General features: G+C 70.7%; 15 protein-coding genes. 7 read left to right on the top strand and 8 right to left on the bottom strand.

Translation table 11 applies throughout. The features are described 5' to 3' along the window. Positions 1-46 precede the first annotated feature (46 nt). The 3 genes from ACFVUT_RS14790 to ACFVUT_RS14780 all read left to right on the top strand — a co-directional run bounded on the left by ACFVUT_RS14790 (position 47) and on the right by ACFVUT_RS14780 (position 3,647). Entirely contained in the window at positions 47-1,357 is a 1,311-nt protein-coding gene (locus tag ACFVUT_RS14790) for an ion channel protein (protein WP_389648386.1), read from the top strand. A 145-nt stretch (positions 1,358-1,502) separates the two neighbouring features. Next, entirely contained in the window at positions 1,503-2,126 is a 624-nt protein-coding gene (wrbA, locus tag ACFVUT_RS14785) for an NAD(P)H:quinone oxidoreductase (RefSeq protein ID WP_389648383.1), read from the top strand. Positions 2,127-2,222: 96 nt separating this feature from the next. Beyond that, a complete protein-coding gene (locus tag ACFVUT_RS14780) occupies positions 2,223-3,647 on the top strand; it encodes a glutamate decarboxylase (protein WP_389648381.1) in 1,425 nt (474 codons plus the stop codon). A gap of 101 nt (positions 3,648-3,748) precedes the next feature. Here the strand turns inward: ACFVUT_RS14780 and ACFVUT_RS14775 are convergent, their stop codons facing one another. The 4 genes from ACFVUT_RS14775 to ACFVUT_RS14760 form a co-directional block, all read right to left on the bottom strand. After that, positions 3,749-4,390: a PadR family transcriptional regulator gene (locus ACFVUT_RS14775; RefSeq protein WP_389648592.1), complete on the bottom strand. Its 642-nt coding sequence runs from the start codon at positions 4,388-4,390 to the stop codon at positions 3,749-3,751. Between the two features lie 16 nt (positions 4,391-4,406). After that, complete coding sequence (locus tag ACFVUT_RS14770) at positions 4,407-4,958, bottom strand: DinB family protein (protein WP_389648379.1); 552 nt, start codon at positions 4,956-4,958, stop codon at positions 4,407-4,409. Positions 4,959-5,050: 92 nt separating this feature from the next. Then, a complete protein-coding gene (locus ACFVUT_RS14765) occupies positions 5,051-6,508 on the bottom strand; it encodes an aldehyde dehydrogenase family protein (RefSeq protein ID WP_389648376.1) in 1,458 nt (485 codons plus the stop codon). A gap of 54 nt (positions 6,509-6,562) precedes the next feature. Next, positions 6,563-7,426 (bottom strand): helix-turn-helix domain-containing protein, encoded by an 864-nt coding sequence (locus tag ACFVUT_RS14760; RefSeq protein ID WP_389648373.1) that lies wholly within the window; start codon positions 7,424-7,426, stop codon positions 6,563-6,565. Positions 7,427-7,770: 344 nt separating this feature from the next. Here ACFVUT_RS14760 and ACFVUT_RS14755 point away from each other — a divergent pair, with 344 nt between their 5' ends. Beyond that, positions 7,771-8,271, top strand: a complete 501-nt coding sequence (locus tag ACFVUT_RS14755) for an ATP-binding protein (protein WP_389648371.1) — start codon at positions 7,771-7,773, stop codon at positions 8,269-8,271. A gap of 290 nt (positions 8,272-8,561) precedes the next feature. Here the strand turns inward: ACFVUT_RS14755 and ACFVUT_RS14750 are convergent, their stop codons facing one another. After that, positions 8,562-8,804, bottom strand: coding sequence for a DUF397 domain-containing protein (locus ACFVUT_RS14750; protein WP_389648369.1), 243 nt, complete (start codon positions 8,802-8,804; stop codon positions 8,562-8,564). 250 nt (positions 8,805-9,054) lie between these two features. On the opposite strand from ACFVUT_RS14750, the gene ACFVUT_RS14745 reads away from it, so the two are divergent. After that, positions 9,055-9,534, top strand: coding sequence for a hypothetical protein (locus ACFVUT_RS14745; RefSeq protein ID WP_389648367.1), 480 nt, complete (start codon positions 9,055-9,057; stop codon positions 9,532-9,534). A 344-nt stretch (positions 9,535-9,878) separates the two neighbouring features. Here the strand turns inward: ACFVUT_RS14745 and ACFVUT_RS14740 are convergent, their stop codons facing one another. Then, entirely contained in the window at positions 9,879-12,032 is a 2,154-nt protein-coding gene (locus ACFVUT_RS14740) for an FUSC family protein (protein ID WP_389648365.1), read from the bottom strand. Between the two features lie 105 nt (positions 12,033-12,137). Beyond that, a complete protein-coding gene (locus ACFVUT_RS14735) occupies positions 12,138-13,370 on the bottom strand; it encodes a DUF2786 domain-containing protein (RefSeq protein ID WP_389648362.1) in 1,233 nt (410 codons plus the stop codon). A 428-nt stretch (positions 13,371-13,798) separates the two neighbouring features. Between ACFVUT_RS14735 and ACFVUT_RS14730 the strand changes: the two genes are divergently transcribed. Beyond that, on the top strand, positions 13,799-14,836 hold the full coding sequence (locus ACFVUT_RS14730; protein WP_389648359.1) for a DUF1259 domain-containing protein: 1,038 nt from the start codon (positions 13,799-13,801) through the stop codon (positions 14,834-14,836). A 386-nt stretch (positions 14,837-15,222) separates the two neighbouring features. After that, positions 15,223-16,428, top strand: coding sequence for a cytochrome P450 (locus tag ACFVUT_RS14725; RefSeq protein ID WP_389648356.1), 1,206 nt, complete (start codon positions 15,223-15,225; stop codon positions 16,426-16,428). On the opposite strand, the gene ACFVUT_RS14720 is transcribed toward ACFVUT_RS14725, so the two are convergent. Further along, entirely contained in the window at positions 16,418-16,549 is a 132-nt protein-coding gene (locus tag ACFVUT_RS14720) for a hypothetical protein (protein ID WP_389648353.1), read from the bottom strand. The genes ACFVUT_RS14725 and ACFVUT_RS14720 overlap by 11 nt on opposite strands. Between the last annotated feature and the right edge of the window lie 409 nt (positions 16,550-16,958).

Raw genomic sequence — 16,958 nt, 5'->3', positions numbered from 1 at the left:
ACGATTGGAGGTCTTATGTTCACTTTTGCGCCGTTATGGTGAGCCGATGGCCACAGATTCTCCCGGCCCCGCCGGGAACCTCCCCGCCACGTCCTCTCCCGCTCCCGCCGGGGCCGCTCCCGCGATCCGGCTGCTGTCCGTCATCGTGCCCGCGCTGACCGTCGGAATCGCCTCCGCGCTCATCCTGCTCGGCGTCAGCCTGATCGCGGAGCACCTGCAGGACGTGCTCTGGGGGACGCTCCCCGACGCGCTCTCCGTCGGCCGGTACTCCACGCTCTGGACGATCGCGATGCTCACCGCGAGCGGGCTGGTGGCCGGGCTGGTCCTGCGCGCGGTACCGGGTCACGCCGGCCCCGATCCGGCGACCACCGGGCTGGTCGATCCGCCGCTGCCGCCGGGTGTGGTCCCGGGGCTGCTGCTCGTCACCGTCCTCACACTGGCGAGCGGCGCCAGCCTCGGCCCGGAGAACCCGATCACGGCCGCCAACATCGCGCTGGCCTTCTGGCTCGGCCGCCGGTTCGCGCCCGGCACGACAGCGGAGCTCTGGGTCTCCCTCGCCGCCGCGGGCACCGTCGGCGCGCTCTTCGGCACGCCGGTCGCCGCCGCGCTGATCCTCTCCGAGGCCCTCGCCTCCCGCACCGGCCCCGGTGCGCTCTGGGACCGGCTCTTCGGCCCGCTCGCGGCGGGCGCCGCCGGTGCGCTCACCATGACGCTGCTGGCCCACCCCAGCTTCGACCTGTCACTGCCGGCCTACACCCACCCGCACTGGCGCGATCTGCTCTCAGCGGCCGTCGTCGCCGCGGCGGGTGCGCTGCTCGGTCTGATGGCGGTCCACGCCTTCCCGTACGCGCACCGGTTCTTCCGGGCCCTGAAGCGCCCGGTCCTGGCCCTGACCCTCGGCGGGCTGCTGCTGGGCCTCCTGGGCGCCCTGGGCGGCCGTCTCACCCTGTTCAAGGGGCTCGACGAGGTGAAGGAGATCGCCGCCGACCCGAGCGGCTGGTCGGCCGGGCAGTTCGCGGCCATGGCCGTGGTCAAGACGGCCGCCCTGCTGATCGCGGCGACCTGCGGCTTCCGCGGCGGGCGGATCTTCCCGGCCGTCTTCGTGGGGGTCGCGCTGGGGCTGTGCGCCCACGCCCTGGTCCCGGCGGTCCCGGTGACCCTCGCGGTGACCTGTGCGGTACTGGGCGTGCTGCTGGCCGTCACCCGGCAGGGCTGGCTGAGCCTGTTCACCGCGGCGGTACTGGCCGGGGACGCGGGCGTGCTCCCCGTACTGTGCGTGGCCTCACTGCCGGCCTGGCTGCTGGTGACCGGGCAGCCTCAGATGCAACTGCGCGAGGACGGTACGCCGCTGAGGTGATCCCGGGCACCCTCCTGCCCCGCCCAGGCCCCCTCCTCCCCGTTCGACGCGCCGGACGCCCCGGCTTTCCGTATCGTCACATCCGAATGGATACGGAGACATACGTGCCGATATGTCCCGCATACCCCTGCCGGAGGTTTCCGCGATGCCCACGCCCGTCAACGTCGCCGTCATCTACTACTCCTCGACCGGCACCGTCGCCACGATGGCCAAGGCCATCGCGCAGTACGCCGAGAAGGCCGGTGCGGAGGTGCGGCTGCGCAAGGCCGGTGAGCTCGCCCCGCAGGCGGCCATCGACTCCAACCCGGCCTGGGCCGCAAACGCGAAGGCGACCGCGGACATCGCCGTGGCGTCGCACGACGACATGATCTGGGCGGACGCCGTGATCTTCGGCTCACCGACCCGGTTCGGCAACGTCACCTCCCAGCTCAAGCAGTTCATCGACACCCTCGGCGGCCTCTGGCAGGCCGGCCGCCTCGCCGACAAGGTCTACAGCGGCTTCACCTCCACCAGCACCGCGCACGGCGGCCAGGAGTCCACGCTGCTCGCGCTCTACCACTCGATCCACCACTTCGGCGGCATCCTCGTCGCCCCCGGCTACACGGATCCTTCGAAGTTCGTCGACGGCAATCCGTACGGCACGTCCCACGTGGCGGGCCAGGGCGACATCCCGGTCGGTGAGCAGACCCTGACCGCGGCCCGGATCCAGGCCGAACGCGTCGTGAAGTTCACCCGGGCCATCAAGGACGGCCTCGCCACCGGGAGCTGAGCCCACCCGCACACCCACCGGACCGCCGAAGGCCACGAAGACCCCGAGATCCGCAGGTCACGAAGACCGCCGAGAGCCGAGAAGGGCCCGCCGCCGATGCCTCTCCACAAAGGGTCGCCCCAGGGCGCGGAACCCTCCCAGGAACGCCGCAGGCTCGCCCTCAACCCGTTCTTCGGGGAGGCCGACCCGATCGCCGGGATGGAGTTCGCACCTCCCCGGCACCGGCTGCCCGACGGACCGATGCCGCCCTCGATCGCGTACGGCCTGGTCCATGACGAGCTGATGCTCGACGGCAACGCGCGGCTCAACCTCGCCACCTTCGTCACCACCTGGATGGAACCCCAGGCCGGTGTGCTGATGGGCGAGTGCCGCGACAAGAACATGATCGACAAGGACGAGTACCCGCGCACCGCCGAGCTGGAACGGCGGTGCGTGGCGATGCTCGCCGACCTCTGGAACGCCCCCGACCCCTCGGCCGCCGTGGGCTGCTCGACCACGGGCTCCAGCGAGGCCTGCATGCTCTCGGGCCTGGCGCTGAAACGCCGGTGGGCGGCCAGGAACGCCGACCGGTACCCGGCCGCCGCCCGGCCGAACCTCGTCATGGGCATCAACGTGCAGGTCTGCTGGGACAAGTTCTGCAACTTCTGGGAGGTCGAGCCGCGACTGGTCCCGATGGACGGCGACCGCTTCCACCTCGACCCGCAGGCCGCGGTCGACCTCTGCGACGAGAACACCATCGGCGTCGTCGGCATCCTCGGCTCCACCTTCGACGGTTCGTACGAGCCGGTGGCGGAGCTCTGCGCGGCGCTGGACGCCCTTCAGGAGCGCACCGGCCTCGACATCCCCGTCCATGTCGACGGGGCGTCCGGCGCGATGGTGGCGCCGTTCCTGGACGAGGACCTGGTGTGGGACTTCCGCCTGCCCCGGGTCTCCTCCATCAACACCTCCGGGCACAAGTACGGGCTGGTCTATCCGGGCGTCGGCTGGGCACTGTGGCGCTCGCCCGCCGAGCTGCCCGAGGAGCTGGTCTTCCGGGTCAACTACCTGGGCGGCGACATGCCGACCTTCGCGCTGAACTTCTCCCGGCCCGGCGCGCAGGTGGTGGCGCAGTACTACACCTTCCTGCGGCTGGGCCGGGAGGGCTACCGGTCCGTCCAGCAGGCGTCGCGGGACGTCGCCGGGGCACTCGCGACGCGGATCGAGGAGCTCGGGGACTTCCGGCTCCTCACCCGGGGCGACCAACTGCCCGTCTTCGCCCTGACGACCCTGCCCGAGGTGCGGGCGTACGACGTCTTCGACGTGTCCCGCCGACTGCGCGAACAGGGCTGGCTGGTGCCCGCGTACACCTTCCCCGCCAACCGGCAGGACCTGTCGGTGCTCCGGGTCGTGTGCCGCAACGGCTTCTCGTCGGACCTCGCCGAGCTGCTGCTCGAAGACCTCCGGCTGATCCTGCCCGACCTGCGCGGCCAGCCGCACCCGTTGAGCCGCGACAAGCAGGCGGCGACGTCCTTCCACCACTGAGAGGGGCTCACCGCTGAACGGGCCACCGGGCGGGTCTCACCGCCGGAAGGGTCTCACCGCAGGGAGGGTCTTTCACGCGCCGCCCCGAATACCGAACCTGACTACGCGTCGTCGCCGGGATCGTGGACACCCGTCGCGTACGGGTTCTCCTGGCCCTCGGTGAGCACACCGACGAAGGGTTCGCCCTCCCCCGCGAAGGTGTACGCCCCGCCCTCGATGCGGGCGATCAGCCCGCGTGTCCACTCGGCATCCGTGTCCGCCGAGTGGACCCACATGTTCATGATCTCGCCGATGTGGCCGATCGACCCGGGCCCGGCCTCCGGCGTGTAGTACTCGGTGACCGAGGTCCGCCAGGCCGCGAGACCGGCCACCCGCTCCTTGAGCAGCGCGATCGCCTCGGACCGCCCCAGATCGACGATGCCGCCGAGCCCCGCCGACAGCACGTCGAGCCGCTGGTCGTACGAGGTCAGCGAGGCACGCAGCAGCGCGAAGTACTCCTCGTCGCCCCGCTCGGTGATCTCGTACTCGGTACGGGGCGGGCCGCCCGCGGTGCTCGGGGCGGTCTCGTGGGCGACCAGCAGCCCCTGCTTGGCCATCTGCTTCAGTGCGTGGTAGATCGATCCGGGTTTGGCGTTGGACCACTCGTGAGCGCCCCAGTACTCCAGGTCGTTGCGGACCTGATAGCCGTGCGCCCGGCCGTGCTGGCGCACAGCGCAGAGGACCAGCAGCCGGATCGCGGACATCACACACCCTCTCTATTCAACTTTGATGAGAGTAGCCCGCGGCCTCGGCGACCAACTCGAACGCGGTGCGGCCGTCCAGGGACTCCCGGATGATGTCGGCGTGCCCGGCGTGCCGGGCGTGCTCCTCGACGAGATGGAGCAGCAGCCAGCGCATCGAGACCCGCCCCTCCTTGGGGAACCAGGGCGCGTCGGGCAACGGGAACGTGTCGTCCAGGCTGGGCACGGAACGGATGAACGTCTCGACCTCGGCCGCGACGCCGTCCCAGAAATCCAGCATCCCCCGTACGGTCTCGTCGCCGACGAGCCGGAAACTGTCCGCCCAGGTCTCCTGGGTGCGGGAGGTCTCGCTCGGCTGCCGCTGCGCCATCCGCAGCCAGTTCAGCTCGGTCTCGGCCACATGCTTGAGCAGCCCGGAGAGGGCGAGCCCACTGGCGCTGGGCCGGCTCGCCGCCTGTTCCTCGGTGAGACCGATGAGGGAGCGCCGGATCGCGCCGCGCTGCGCCTCGACGAAGGAGAGGAGCGCGCCACGCTCGTCGCCGAGGGCTTCTGCGGGAACGTGAGTGACCATGATGTCCGCCTTGGGGAACCGTGCCGGTTTCTTCCTGACACCGGCGAAACTACGGACCCTTGCGGTCAGCTTCCGTCCTCAACTCGCCGGCGTCAGAAGGGGAACCGGCTCCGGCCGTGCTGGATGGAGATCCACTTCTGGGTGGTGAAGGCGTCCACGGCCGCCTCGCCGTTCAGCCGGCCGATCCCGGAGGACTTCTCACCGCCGAAGGCGACCAGCGGATCGTCCTGGACGGTGGAGTCGTTGACATGGAACATCCCGCTGACGACGCGTTGCGCGAACCGCACCCCGCGTTCGGCGCTGCGGGTGTGCACGGCGCCGCTCAGCCCGTACGGGGTGTCGTTGGCGATCCGTACGGCCTCGTCCTCGCCGTCGAAGGGCACCAGCAGCGCCACCGGCCCGAATATCTCCTGGGACAGCAGCGGGGAGTCCCCGGGGAGACCGGTGAGCACGGTGGGCTCGACGAGGTTGCCGCGCGTTCGGCCGCGTACGAGCGCGGTGGCCCCGTCGGCGAGCGCCTGGTCCACCAGGGCGGTCAGGGCGTCGGCCTGGAAGGTGTTGATGACGGGGCCGATCTCGGTCGCCGGGTCACGCGGATCGCCGGTCCTCAGCCCTGCCACCCGGGCAGTGAACTTCTCGGTGAACTCCCGCTCGACGCGGCGGTCCACGAGGATGCGGTTGGCCGCCATGCAGACCTGCCCCTGGTACACGAATCGGCTGAACACGGCCGCGTCGACCGCGTAGTCGACATCCGCGTCGTCCAGCACGGCCAGGGCGCTGTTGCCGCTCAGTTCGAGGATCGTCCGCTTGAAGTGTCCGGCCGCGATCGCGCCGACGTGGCGGCCGACCCGGTCCGTCCCCGCGAAGGAGATCACCTTGGGCACGGGATGTTCTATGAACGCGTCGCCTATTTCGGCCACGTCGGTGATCAGGACGTTGAGCAGTCCGGCCGGCAGCCCGGCGTCCTCGAAGACCTTGGCGATCAGCCCGCCGCCGACGACCGGAGCGTTCTGGTTGGGCTTGATGACGACCGCGTTGCCGAGCGCGAGCGCCGGCGCGACGGACTTCATCGCCACCAGGAAGGGGTAGTTGAAGGGACTGATGACGCCTATGACACCGACGGGCCGCCGGTAGACCCGGTTCTCCTTGCCGTCCACCGGGGACGGCAGAATGCGGCCGAGGGGGCGCAGCGCCTGCTGGACCGCGTCGCGCAGGAACTCCTTGGCCATACGGGCCTCGTACTCCGCCTTGAGGCGGGTGCCGCCCACTTCGTCGACGATCGCCTCGACGATGTCGTCGTGCAGTCCGTCGATGACGCGCAGGGCGCGCTCCAGAACTCCCCGGCGCTCGTGCGGGCCGACGGCGCCCCAGGACCGCTGGGCCCGCTCGGCGGCACGGTAGGCCAGGTCGACCTCCTGCGCGGTCGCGATGGTGATCGCGGCGAGTTTTTCCCCGTTGTAGGGGTTGAAGTCGATGATGTCCCACGAGCCGGTCCCGGTCCGCCACTCACCGTCGATGTATTGGTCGGCCAGCTCGTAGAAGAAGGACATGCGATCCCTTAACTCAGGTGCAGACTCCCGTCGAGCCGTCATCGTATCGATGAATCAGGCCAGTTGGAGCAGACCACGGATCAGATCGCGGGTCTCCTCGGGGCCGGGACTGTCCTCGTGCAGCCGCACCATGGCCTTTTCGTACTGGGCGACTTCTTCCGCCTTGTCCAGATAGAGCGCACTTGTCAGCTGCTCCAAATAGACAATGTCCGACAGATCCGATTCCGGGAATCGGAGCATCGTAAAAGAACCGGCCTCACCCGAATGCCCGCCAAAACTGAAGGGCATCACTTGGAGTGTGACGTTGGGCTGTTCCGACATTTCGATCAGATGCCGCAATTGCCCGCGCATCACTTCACGGTCGCCGTACGGCCGGCGCAGTGCCGCCTCGTCCAGTACGGCGTGGAAACGGGGCGCGCGTTCGGAGACGAGGACCTTCTGGCGCTCCAGACGAAGCGCCACGCGGCGGTCGATCTCGACGGCGGGCGCGTCGCCCATGCCCCGGGTGACGACCGCGTGCGCATAGGCCTCGGTCTGCAACAGGCCGTGGACGAACTGGACTTCGTACACCCGAATGAGCGATGCCGCGCCCTCCAGGCCGACGTACGTCTGGAACCACCCGGGCAGCACATCTCCGTAACTGTGCCACCAGCCCGCCACGTTGGCCTCGCGGGCCAGGCCGAGCAGAGCGTCGCGCTCCGCCTCGTCCGTGACGCCGTAGAGCGTGAGCAGGTCCTCGACATCCCTGGCCTTGAAGCTCACCCGTCCCAACTCCATGCGGCTGATCTTCGATTCGGAAGCCCGGATGGAGTAGCCGGCCGCCTCACGCGTGATCCCGCGCGAGTCACGCAGCCGCCTGAGCTGCGAGCCCAGCAGGATGCGCCGCACCACCGATCCACTCGACTCTCCTGCCGCCACTGGTCCGGTCCTCCCCAATCGCTTCCTGGACACCGGAGCTCCCCCCTGAACCCCAAGTGCCGGATTCTGCCATCAAAACGCTTCAGCCCGTACTCATTCGATTACGGAAATGAGAAGGCTCCCACAAGGCCAGGAAAATACACACAGGAAGAAATGACCAAGAACCGGCACGGGCTCGGACAGGTCCGGCGCGTGCACGTGCATCTGCCCTTGCATCTGCTCTGCGCATTCGGAAGCATGGCTGTCGCGCACCTGCGTGCTCGTTCGTGTTGTGCCGCTGTACCGCAGTACCGCTACAGCCGCGAATCCCGGGAGTGCCTCGCATGGGGACGAATGGATCGACGATGCTCGAGCCGTTACGGCAGGGCCTTCCTCCCATCGATCCCTCAGCCGCTTCCGGGTCGGCCGTCTGCACTCTGCCCGCCTGTTACGAATCCGTGCGCGGAGCAAGGAAGTTCACCCGAACGACGCTGACCGGCTGGGGACTTGAGGAGCGGTTCGACGACATCGCACTCGTCGTCTCCGAGCTCGTGACCAACGCCCTGCGGCACGCCTTGCCCACGGACATCGCGCCAGGTCCCCACGAACCACCCGTAAGGCTGCACTTGATGCGTTGGAGCTCGCGCCTGGTGTGCGCGGTGCGCGATCCCAGCCAGGAGAGCCCCGTGGCCTCCGAGGCGCCCGACTCGGCGGAATCGGGCCGCGGTCTCTTCCTGGTGGAGTCCTTCAGCGACTCCTGGGGCTGGCACCCCTCCCCCGCTCCGGCGGGGGAGCACCCGAACGCCGCGGCGGCCCCGCGCGGCAAGGTGGTCTGGGCGCTGTTCCGGCTGTCCGACGACGCGTGACCCGGAGGGCAAGCGGCCCGGGTCGGCCGGCGACACGAGCGGCGAGGGCACTGGCCGAGCCGCCGGATGCGTGCCGGCCGAGTCCGTGGACGTGCCGGCCGAGTCCGTGGACGTGCCGGCCGAGTCCGTGGACATGCGCCGACCGGACTGCCGGATGCGCCTCGGCCGAGCCGCCGGTGCGCTCCGGCCGTTGAGGCGCACCGCCGCGGTGGGGCGTCGGCCGGTCGGCCGAGTACCGACTGACCGGTGGAGCACGACCGGGGCAGGCCGCAGCGGCCCGCAGGGCGCGGTCAGCCGCCCGCTATGAGGTGGTCGAACTCCCCGTCCTTCACCCCGAGCAGCAGCGCTTCTATCTCGGCCGGCGTATAGACCAGGGCCGGCCCGTCGGGGTGGCGGGAATTCCGCATCGCCACATCCCCGTCGGGCAGTTTCGCGAACTCCACGCAGGATCCCTGGGAGTTGCTGTATCTGCTCTTCTGCCAGACGACTCCGCGAAGCTCCGTGGCCGCCATGCCGTTGTACACGTGCTGCACAGGACGCTCCCCGAGTTGCAAGGTGCAAATGTCAACTGTCTCGGATCATAGCTCTGTTCAAATATCGATGCATGAGCAGATGCATGGGCGGATGCACGTGCACGCGGGGTGTTCCCGTGATTACAGATCCGCCGTAGGGATAGACGCAGTGCGTGCCCGTTTGGCTGCGTCTACCCGAAGTCGAACAGGCCATCCCGGTCGAACGCGCTGGTAGCTTGGCTCGGTCCTTTGTCAGCAAGGGGGAATCCACGTGCACTACGTCATACGGACCGGCGGTGTCATCATCTCCGGAATCGTGGCCGCCGCGGCACTGACCGGCTGCAGCGGTGACGGCGAGAAGAGCGGCTCGGGCGCCGACTCCGGCGCGGGCGCGTCCAGTCGGGCTCCCGGCGAGGGCGGCAGCGGCAGCGACTCCGGGGCCGATGCCGCGGCGCTGGAGGGGGGCTGGGCCGGCAAGACCGACGGCAAGGCGGTCGTCCTGTCCGTCGCGTCCGGCAAGGCCATCCTCGTCACCGAGCAGCGTGCCTGCACGGGCGTCGTGAAGGACATGGGCGAGGTGAAGCTGACGCTGAAGTGCGCCGACGGCGACACCGACCGCACCGCGGGATCCGTCGTGTCCAACAACGGCAGGACCGTCGTCGTGTCCTGGGACAGCGGGACACGGGACACCCTGGCCAAGACCGCCCCGGGCGCGCTCCCGTCGGGCCTGCCGGACCTCCCGACCCCCTGACGGCCGGACGTCCTCCGACCCGTGCCCACTCGGCCCGTGCCCACTCGGCCCGTGCCGTCTTGGCCCGTGCCCACTCGGCCCGTGCCGTCTTGGCCCGTGCCGTCTTGGCCCGGAGCCGACCTCAAACGGCTTTGCGATGTGCCGAGTTCGTTGCCCCCGAGCCTGTTGCGGCCTCGATTCCCGTCATTCGCCTTCGGCCGCAGGCTGGTTGGGCATTCATCCCCGGCTGCACGCTGGTTGGCTTCGGCACCCATCGATCGTCTTGGGCCGAGGAAGGGTTCGACAGCGACGACCGTCAATCGCCCCGAGCCGGAACAGGGGTCGACAGTCGATATAGGCGCCTTTCAATCGGCGGTGGACGAGGGCGGGTTCGGCTTCGACGCCCCGTCCAGTCCCCGGGCGAATTCCTCCAGGGCTTCGAGGAGGAGGCCGGCCCCGTCCCGTACGAACGGGTCGGCCCCGCCTTCGCCCGCCCGCCGCATCGCATCCCATTGCGCCAGCGCCTCGCGCACCTCCGCCCAGTCCGGCACGCGCCGCTCCCGCACTTCCTTCGCGCCCTGTTCGGTGGCCTGCCGCAGCGCTTCGGCCAGGCGCGCGGCGGCCGGTACGGGCGCCGCGGCGGCGCTCGGGAGATGGGCTTCCAGCAGCATCGCGACGCGGCCGAACTCGGCAAGGGCATGCTGGGTGTCATCGGCGGCTGCGCGGGAGAGGCCACGGTTGCGCACGGGCTCGTGCTGGGCGGTGGCCAGCGCCTCCTGCCAGGCCACGCGGGCCTCACGGGTGTCGAGCAGGGCGGAGCGGACGTCGTCGTGGCCGCGCCCGGCCGGTTCGGCGTACTGGTCGACGACCGAGGCGGCGTACCGCCCGTCCGCCTTGAGCCAGTCGCCGAGCCTGCCGCGGAGCCTCGGGGTCTCCCAGGCCGGGTAGGCGGCGTACGAGATCATCGCGAGGAGCCCTCCGACGAGCGTGAGGACGACGCGTTCGAGTACGGTCTGCGACCAGTTGTCGCCCGCCATGCCGAGCAGGAAGACGACGTACGCGGAGACGCATGCCTGGCCGACGACGTATCCCGTGCGCATCAGCAGGTACATCAACAGGGCGCAGCACACGGAGAGCACCGCCGACGGGGTCACACCGGGGCTGGTGGTCTGGACGATCGCGGTGGCGATCGAGACGCCGACGATCGTGCCGCCGAAGCGGGCCACGGATCGGCCGTACGTCTGGGTGAACTCCGGCCGCATCACCATGACAGCCGCCATGGGCGCCCAGTAGCCGTGACCGAACGGCAGCGCGGTGCCGAGGAGATAGCCGACGGCGACGACGACGGAGACCCTGACGGCGTGCCGCAGGATCGGCGAACCGGGACGGATTTCGGCGCGCATCGCCCGCACGACGACGGGTGCCAGCCGCGGGAGGGTGGTGCGGCGGCGGTGCACGGCGGCGGATGTCTCCTCCGCGGCGGCCTTGATGGCCTCGGCAGCCTCCTCGGCCTCGGCCTGCTCCTCCTTCGTTCCCTCGCCCTCGGCCGTCTCGATGACGTCGGAGAGCAGTGTGCCGAGCCGTTCGGCGGCCCGGCGGGGCGGGCCGGTGAGGAGCGTTCCGGTGTCCGGGGTCTTCAGCACGGCGACGGCGGACGGGGAGAGCTTCACCGGGTCGCCGTGGCGAATCGCGCGGGCCGCCGAGTCGAGCACGGACCCGGCCGCGGCAAGGAGCTCGCGGACCCGGTCCCGCTCCGGCCCCTCGGACGGAACACCCAGCGCCGGATCCGCGAGCGAGGCGAGCACCGGTCTGATCCGTTCGGCGACACCGCGGGAACCACGCAGCTCGGGCGGCCGGCGGCGGGCCTGACGCGGCGTGAGGGCCGCGGCACTGCGGGCCGTCATCAGCGGCACCGGGTCGAAGGGCGCGAGCGGGTCGTGGCGCAGCCGGCGGGCGTAGTCGGCCTCGGCGGCCAGGGCGTCGGCGAGTGCATCGCGCTGGGCACCCCATCTGCGGACCGGGAACAGCACGATCAGCGCGGCCTGCACGACGCCGCCGAAAAGGATCATCATGGCGTGCACGGCCGAGTCCGCGACGGAGGTGGGCAGGGTGACCGTCACCAGCATGATCGCCACGTTGGACGACGCGATGATGCCGCCCGTGGGCCCCGCCGCCCAGGCCAGGCCCGCGAGGAACGTCCAGAGCACCAGCAGGGCGAGAAACAGCGGCATACGGGAACCGGTGAGATAGCCGAGGAACGTCGACACAGCGAGGCTCGCCCCGGAAACCAGCGCGAGCACGGGCCGGGGGCGCCAACTGCGCTGGAACGTGGCGATGGCCGCCTGGAAAGCGCCGAACGCGGAACTCGCGGCGACCACCGGACCGAAGAGCGCGAGCGCGATCCCGAGGACGAGGGCGAGACCGGCCGCACCGCGGATCGCGATGAGCGGTTCGAGACGCCGCCGCTCGATCGTCAGCCCGGAGCGGGCGGTCTCCTTCAGCGCCCGGAGCCAGGTCATGCCCAGAGCCTAGCCCGGAATCACCGATAAGCCCGAGTTGTCGCAATACGGGAGGCGTGCGGGGCTCCCGCGCCGCGCCCGGCGATGCCTCCGGTCACGGCACGGCTACCGGCCCCGGCGCCTTCCATGGATCTCCGGCCCGCTCCCGCCCATCCTCGCCCGGTCCGCGGCAGCCGTTCCGTGCGTCCATCCGTCGAGGTCCGTGGCCCCCCGGACGCGCGTGGTCGTGGTCTCGGGGAACATCCGCTCGGCGGCGTCCGTGACCGCCATGTCGCGAGCGGCGAGCACCGGAAGCAGAGGGGGCACCGCCGCCCGTGCGGCGTCGATGTCGGTGGTGATGTCGCCGTCGGCCTCGACCCCGGCTTCGGCTTCGGCTTCGGCTTCGGCAGCCGCGGTGACACGGGCGGTGTCGGCGGCGAGCCGGCTGCCCAGACGCTGGGCGTACGCCATCAGGAAAGACTGCCGGAACGTCTTGGTCCGCTTGCGCCCGCCGGCCCGCTGGCCGGCCTCCGCCTTCGCCATCGCCACCGTGCCCTGGACCAACAGGGACGTGTACAGCAGTTCCACGGCCTCCAGGTCCGGCTCGAAGCCGACCACCGTGGAGAAGCCGAGGTCGCTGTTCCACACCGCGTGGCAGCGGTTCGCGGAGGCGACCGCGTCGAGCAGGATCGCCTTCGCCGTCTCGTACGGGGCGTCGACCCCGACCCGGCACGCTCCCGGCGCCTCCTTGCTGTGCGTACGGGCGGCGAGCAGGGCCTCGTCGATGGAGTGCCGGGCCATCAGCTCCTGCGCCTTGGTGGTGAGCGCCTCCGCCTCTTCCGGGAATCCGGTCGCCTCCGCCTTGGCGAGCAGGGCCCGGATCCGGGTCAGCATCCGGGGTTCGTCGTGCGCGGGCGGCAGCGGGAGACCGTGCGGGGTGGCGCCGGGCGGCGGGCCGACCGGTTCGATGGCAGGGAGTCGGAGCAGCAGCCGGTAGAGGCCGAGAAGAGCGGAGGCGTAGGAGAACCGGTCGGGCCGGTTCCGGGGTGGTGCGGCGGGGAGGCCGTCGAGCTGGGAGCGCCAGCGGGGCGGCAGCCGTTCGTAACGTCCGGTCTCCGATGCGATCAGCCCTGCGGCGAGACCCGCCGCGGGCTCGTCGAGTTCGCGGCGGACGGTACGCAGGACATCGGCGGGCTGCCAGCCGCGCTCCCAGGCGCGGCGGACGAACTCCTCGCCGCGCCGGTGCAGTTCCGCGTCGGCCGCCGGATCCGCGGCCAGGAGCGAGGCTCCGGTGTCGAGACCGGCGTCGCCCTCTGAGTAGAGGGCTGCCGCGAATGCCTGGTCGATCACCGGTTCCATGAGGTCAGGGTAGGCAGGGTGAGGCGGCGGAGCCGGGTCGCCCCCGCACCGGGGACGGGTCCTGCTCGCCACATCGGGGACGGGCCCGGCTCGCTGCACCGAGGGCGGGCTCGCCGTACGCAAGGGGCTCGCCCGCGATACGCAAGGGACTCGCCCGCCGTACGCGGGAGGAGGCCGCCCTCGGCGCAGGCCGACCGAAGAAAACTCATCCACACCCTGTGGATATCGAATCCCTGCACGACCTCCGGGCGCTCGGCCGGGTCATCCGGGACGAGGAGGCCGCGACGCCCGGGAAGAGGAGCGGCGGAGGGTGGGACCGGGGACAGCCCGCTTGGCCCATCCAGCCCCACCCGCCGACACCGCATCCCCTTTCACCCTTTTTCACCACGTTACGCGTGGTTTCATCTCGCCATGGAGGCGATCAAGTGATGGCTGGAGACGGACAGCAGGACACACAGCAGGAACCGCATCAGGAATCGCGTACCCGGGTGATCACATCGCGGCGAGGCGTACTGGCCGCAGCCGCACTCGCACCGGTGCTCACCGCGGCAGGGCCGGCCACAGCCCGCCCGCTGCCCACCGGGACCAGCGAGACCACCGGGGCGCGACACCACAGGAGGCGGGTCCAGCCGGTGCCGACCCGCCTGGCCGACTGGGCGGGCGTGGCACGGGCACTGGGCCGCACCGGCGACATGCTGCGCGGAACGACCTACCACACCGGCTTCCCCCGGCGGGATCTTCATGTGGTCTCCGAGGGCGTCGTCGTCACACCGGGGCTCGCCCTGGGGACGCACGTGGCCTTCGTCCGATACGCCGACGGCAGCACGATGCTGATGGGCGACGTGGTGATCACCGAGGGCGAACTGCAGCCGGTGAGCGACGCCTGGCAGGCGCACGGAATCGAGCAGACCGCGCTCCACAAGCACCTGCTCGCCCAGACCCCCGACATCTGGTGGACCCACGTCCACGCGCACGGCCACGACGCGGTGGCCATGGCCCGCGGCCTGCGCGCCGGATTCGACCGGACCGGCACGCCGCCCGCCCTGCCGCCCGGCCGGCCCGCCCCGGTCGATCTGGACACCGTCGCGATGGAGAAGGCACTCGGCGCCAAGGGCTCCGTCGAGGACGGGCTCTACAAGGTCGTCTTCGTACGCCGCGAGACCATCGCGGACCGCCATCTGATCCTGCCGCCCGGCCTGGGGTCGACCAGCGCGTTCAACTTCCAGCCCCTCGGGGGCGGTCGAGCCGCGCTCAGCGGTGACTGCGTCATGCTCGCCCATGAGGTCCAGCACGTACTGAAGGCGTTGCGGCGCGGTGGCATCAAACTCGTCGAGCTGCACAACCACCATCTCGCGGAGGACCCCCGCCTGTTCTTCACCCATTTCTGGGCCGTGGGCGACGGGGTCGACCTCGCCCGGGCAGTGCGCCACGCGGTGGACGCCACCAACGTCGTTCCGACCGGCTGAGCCCCTCCGTTCCCGGCCGACGCCGGTGGACCGCCCCGGCCCCGCCGCACCGGCCGGGACGGAATTCCCGGGCCGGCCGGGACGGGGTGCCGCACCGGCCGGGAGCGGAGGTGCGGGACCGATTCCGCCGGTCCAGCGACCCCGGCCGTCGAAACCGTTCTGCATATGGACCAATCGCCCCGGGGTGGCGCGTGCCGGTGCGGATGACCGGGCACCCATGTCCCGTCCGGCCGACCGACCGACCGCACGTCCGTCAGGTCGATCGACCGCACGCCGGGTCGGCCGACCGACCGACTGTCCGACCGAAGACCAACTGTCCGGCCGACCGATTGTCCGCGCCCGCAGATTCCTCGAACCACCCGTCAGACCCCCCTCTGGAGCTCCGCATGGAACCAGCCACCGGCGCCCGGCGCTGCCCGTTCGATTACGCCGATGCCCTCGAATTCGACCCGGTGCTCAGGCACTTGATGACCGAAGAACCCGTCTCCCGCATCCGCCTTCCGCACGGCGAAGGCGAGGCATGGCTCGTCACCGGTTACGACGACGTGCGCACGGTGACCACCGACCGCCGCTTCAGCCGGAGCGCCATCATCGGCCGGGACTTCCCCCGTATGACCCCCGAGCCGATCGTTCAGGACGAAGCGATCAACGTGATGGACCCGCCGGGCAGCAGCCGCCTGCGCAGTCTGATCTCCAAGGGTTTCGCGCCCCAGCACATGGAACGCATGAGGGTGCGCACCCAGCACGTCGTCGACGAGCTGCTGGACCGGATGGAGGAGCACGGCTCCCCTGCCGACCTCTTCGAGCACCTGGCGGCCCCGCTGCCCCTGACCACCATCTGCGAGGTCCTCGACATTCCCGAGGCCGACCGCGACCAACTGCGCCACCATGCCCGGACCATGATGGACACCACCGTCGAGAACCGGGACAACGCGGTGCGGTCCAAGGCCGATCTCCGCGGCTACTTCGAGGAGTTGACGGCCGAGCGGCGCGCGAACCCGGGCGACGACCTGATCAGCGCCCTGGCCACGGCGCGCGACGGGGACGAGATCCTCAACGACCGGGAACTGACCGTGATGGCCATGGTCCTGCTCATCACGGGGCAGGACACCACCACGTACGAGATCGGGAACATCTCGTACACACTGCTCACCAGGCCCGACGAACTCGCCATGCTGCGCGAACGTCCCGACATGCTCCCGCAGGCCATCGACGAGCTCCTGCGCTTCATCCCCTTCCGCAAGGGTGTCGGCATCCCGCGTGTCGCCACCGAGGACACGGAGCTGAGCGGGGTGACGATCCGGGCAGGGGACATCGTGCACGTCTCGTATCTGACGGCCAACCGCGACGGGCGGAAGTTCGACCGGCCGGACGAGCTGGACCTGGAGCGCAACGGCCCGTCCCACATGACCTTCGGCTGGGGCGGACACCACTGTCTCGGATTCCCGCTCGCCACCACGGAACTCCAGGTCGCCATCGGAACCCTGCTGCAGCGCTTCCCTGCCCTGAAACTGGCGACGCCGGCCGAAGAGGTGCGCTGGAACAAGACGTCGATCTGGCGCTACCCCCTCGAACTGCCCGTCACCTGGTGACAGAGGGGCCGGGCGACGCGTCACCCCCGGCGGGCTGGGCGGTCCGGGCGGGCTGGGAGTCGCGCAACTGCTCGGCGATCCGCGCGGGCAGTGTGCGATCGGCGCGGACAGCGACTGCCAATGATGGTGCGTCGCCGCTGGGCGCCCGGCAACCGGAACCGTCCCGGGGCCGGGCGTCCTGCGGTACGGCCCCGGCGCGACAGGGCCCGGCGGGGTACGTCGTCGGGCTGGTAGCTCGGCAGGTACGTCGGCCCGGCAGGTACGTCGGTCCGGCAGGTACGTCCACTCGGCAGGTACGTCGGTCCGGCAGGTACGTCGGCCCGGCAGGCCGTCCCAGTACACCGGCCGAGGGTGCCCGACACCGCGCCGGCTCGGTGTCCGGCACCGGGCGGGCGCGCTGCGCGCCCGCCCGACATGCGGCCTTGATCCGCCTGCCGTAACGTGATGCCGACGGCCACCCGAGCCGTGGCGGACTCGACGTCCGCGCACGAACGGCTAGAACTCAGTCTTCGACGGTCGGCCCGTCCGAG

The organism is Streptomyces sp. NPDC058051, assembly GCF_042885475.1.
Classification (GTDB): domain Bacteria; phylum Actinomycetota; class Actinomycetes; order Streptomycetales; family Streptomycetaceae; genus Streptomyces.
The sequence above is the reverse complement of the archived record's forward strand: the minus strand, read 5'-3'. Positions and strand labels throughout refer to the sequence as shown.

Excerpts from the sequence above, each read along its gene's own strand:
- ACFVUT_RS14770 (WP_389648379.1), bottom strand. The coding sequence starts at position 4,958 with ATGGTCACTCACGTTCCCGCAGAAGCCCTCGGCGACGAGCGTGGCGCG.
- wrbA (WP_389648383.1), top strand. The coding sequence starts at position 1,503 with ATGCCCACGCCCGTCAACGTCGCCGTCATCTACTACTCCTCGACCGGC.
- ACFVUT_RS14725 (WP_389648356.1), top strand. The coding sequence starts at position 15,223 with ATGGAACCAGCCACCGGCGCCCGGCGCTGCCCGTTCGATTACGCCGAT.
- ACFVUT_RS14740 (WP_389648365.1), bottom strand. The coding sequence starts at position 12,032 with ATGACCTGGCTCCGGGCGCTGAAGGAGACCGCCCGCTCCGGGCTGACG.
- ACFVUT_RS14780 (WP_389648381.1), top strand. The coding sequence starts at position 2,223 with ATGCCTCTCCACAAAGGGTCGCCCCAGGGCGCGGAACCCTCCCAGGAA.
- ACFVUT_RS14765 (WP_389648376.1), bottom strand. The coding sequence starts at position 6,508 with ATGTCCTTCTTCTACGAGCTGGCCGACCAATACATCGACGGTGAGTGG.
- ACFVUT_RS14735 (WP_389648362.1), bottom strand. The coding sequence starts at position 13,370 with ATGGAACCGGTGATCGACCAGGCATTCGCGGCAGCCCTCTACTCAGAG.
- ACFVUT_RS14775 (WP_389648592.1), bottom strand. The coding sequence starts at position 4,390 with ATGTCCGCGATCCGGCTGCTGGTCCTCTGCGCTGTGCGCCAGCACGGC.
- ACFVUT_RS14730 (WP_389648359.1), top strand. The coding sequence starts at position 13,799 with ATGGCTGGAGACGGACAGCAGGACACACAGCAGGAACCGCATCAGGAA.
- ACFVUT_RS14755 (WP_389648371.1), top strand. The coding sequence starts at position 7,771 with ATGCTCGAGCCGTTACGGCAGGGCCTTCCTCCCATCGATCCCTCAGCC.
- ACFVUT_RS14790 (WP_389648386.1), top strand. The coding sequence starts at position 47 with ATGGCCACAGATTCTCCCGGCCCCGCCGGGAACCTCCCCGCCACGTCC.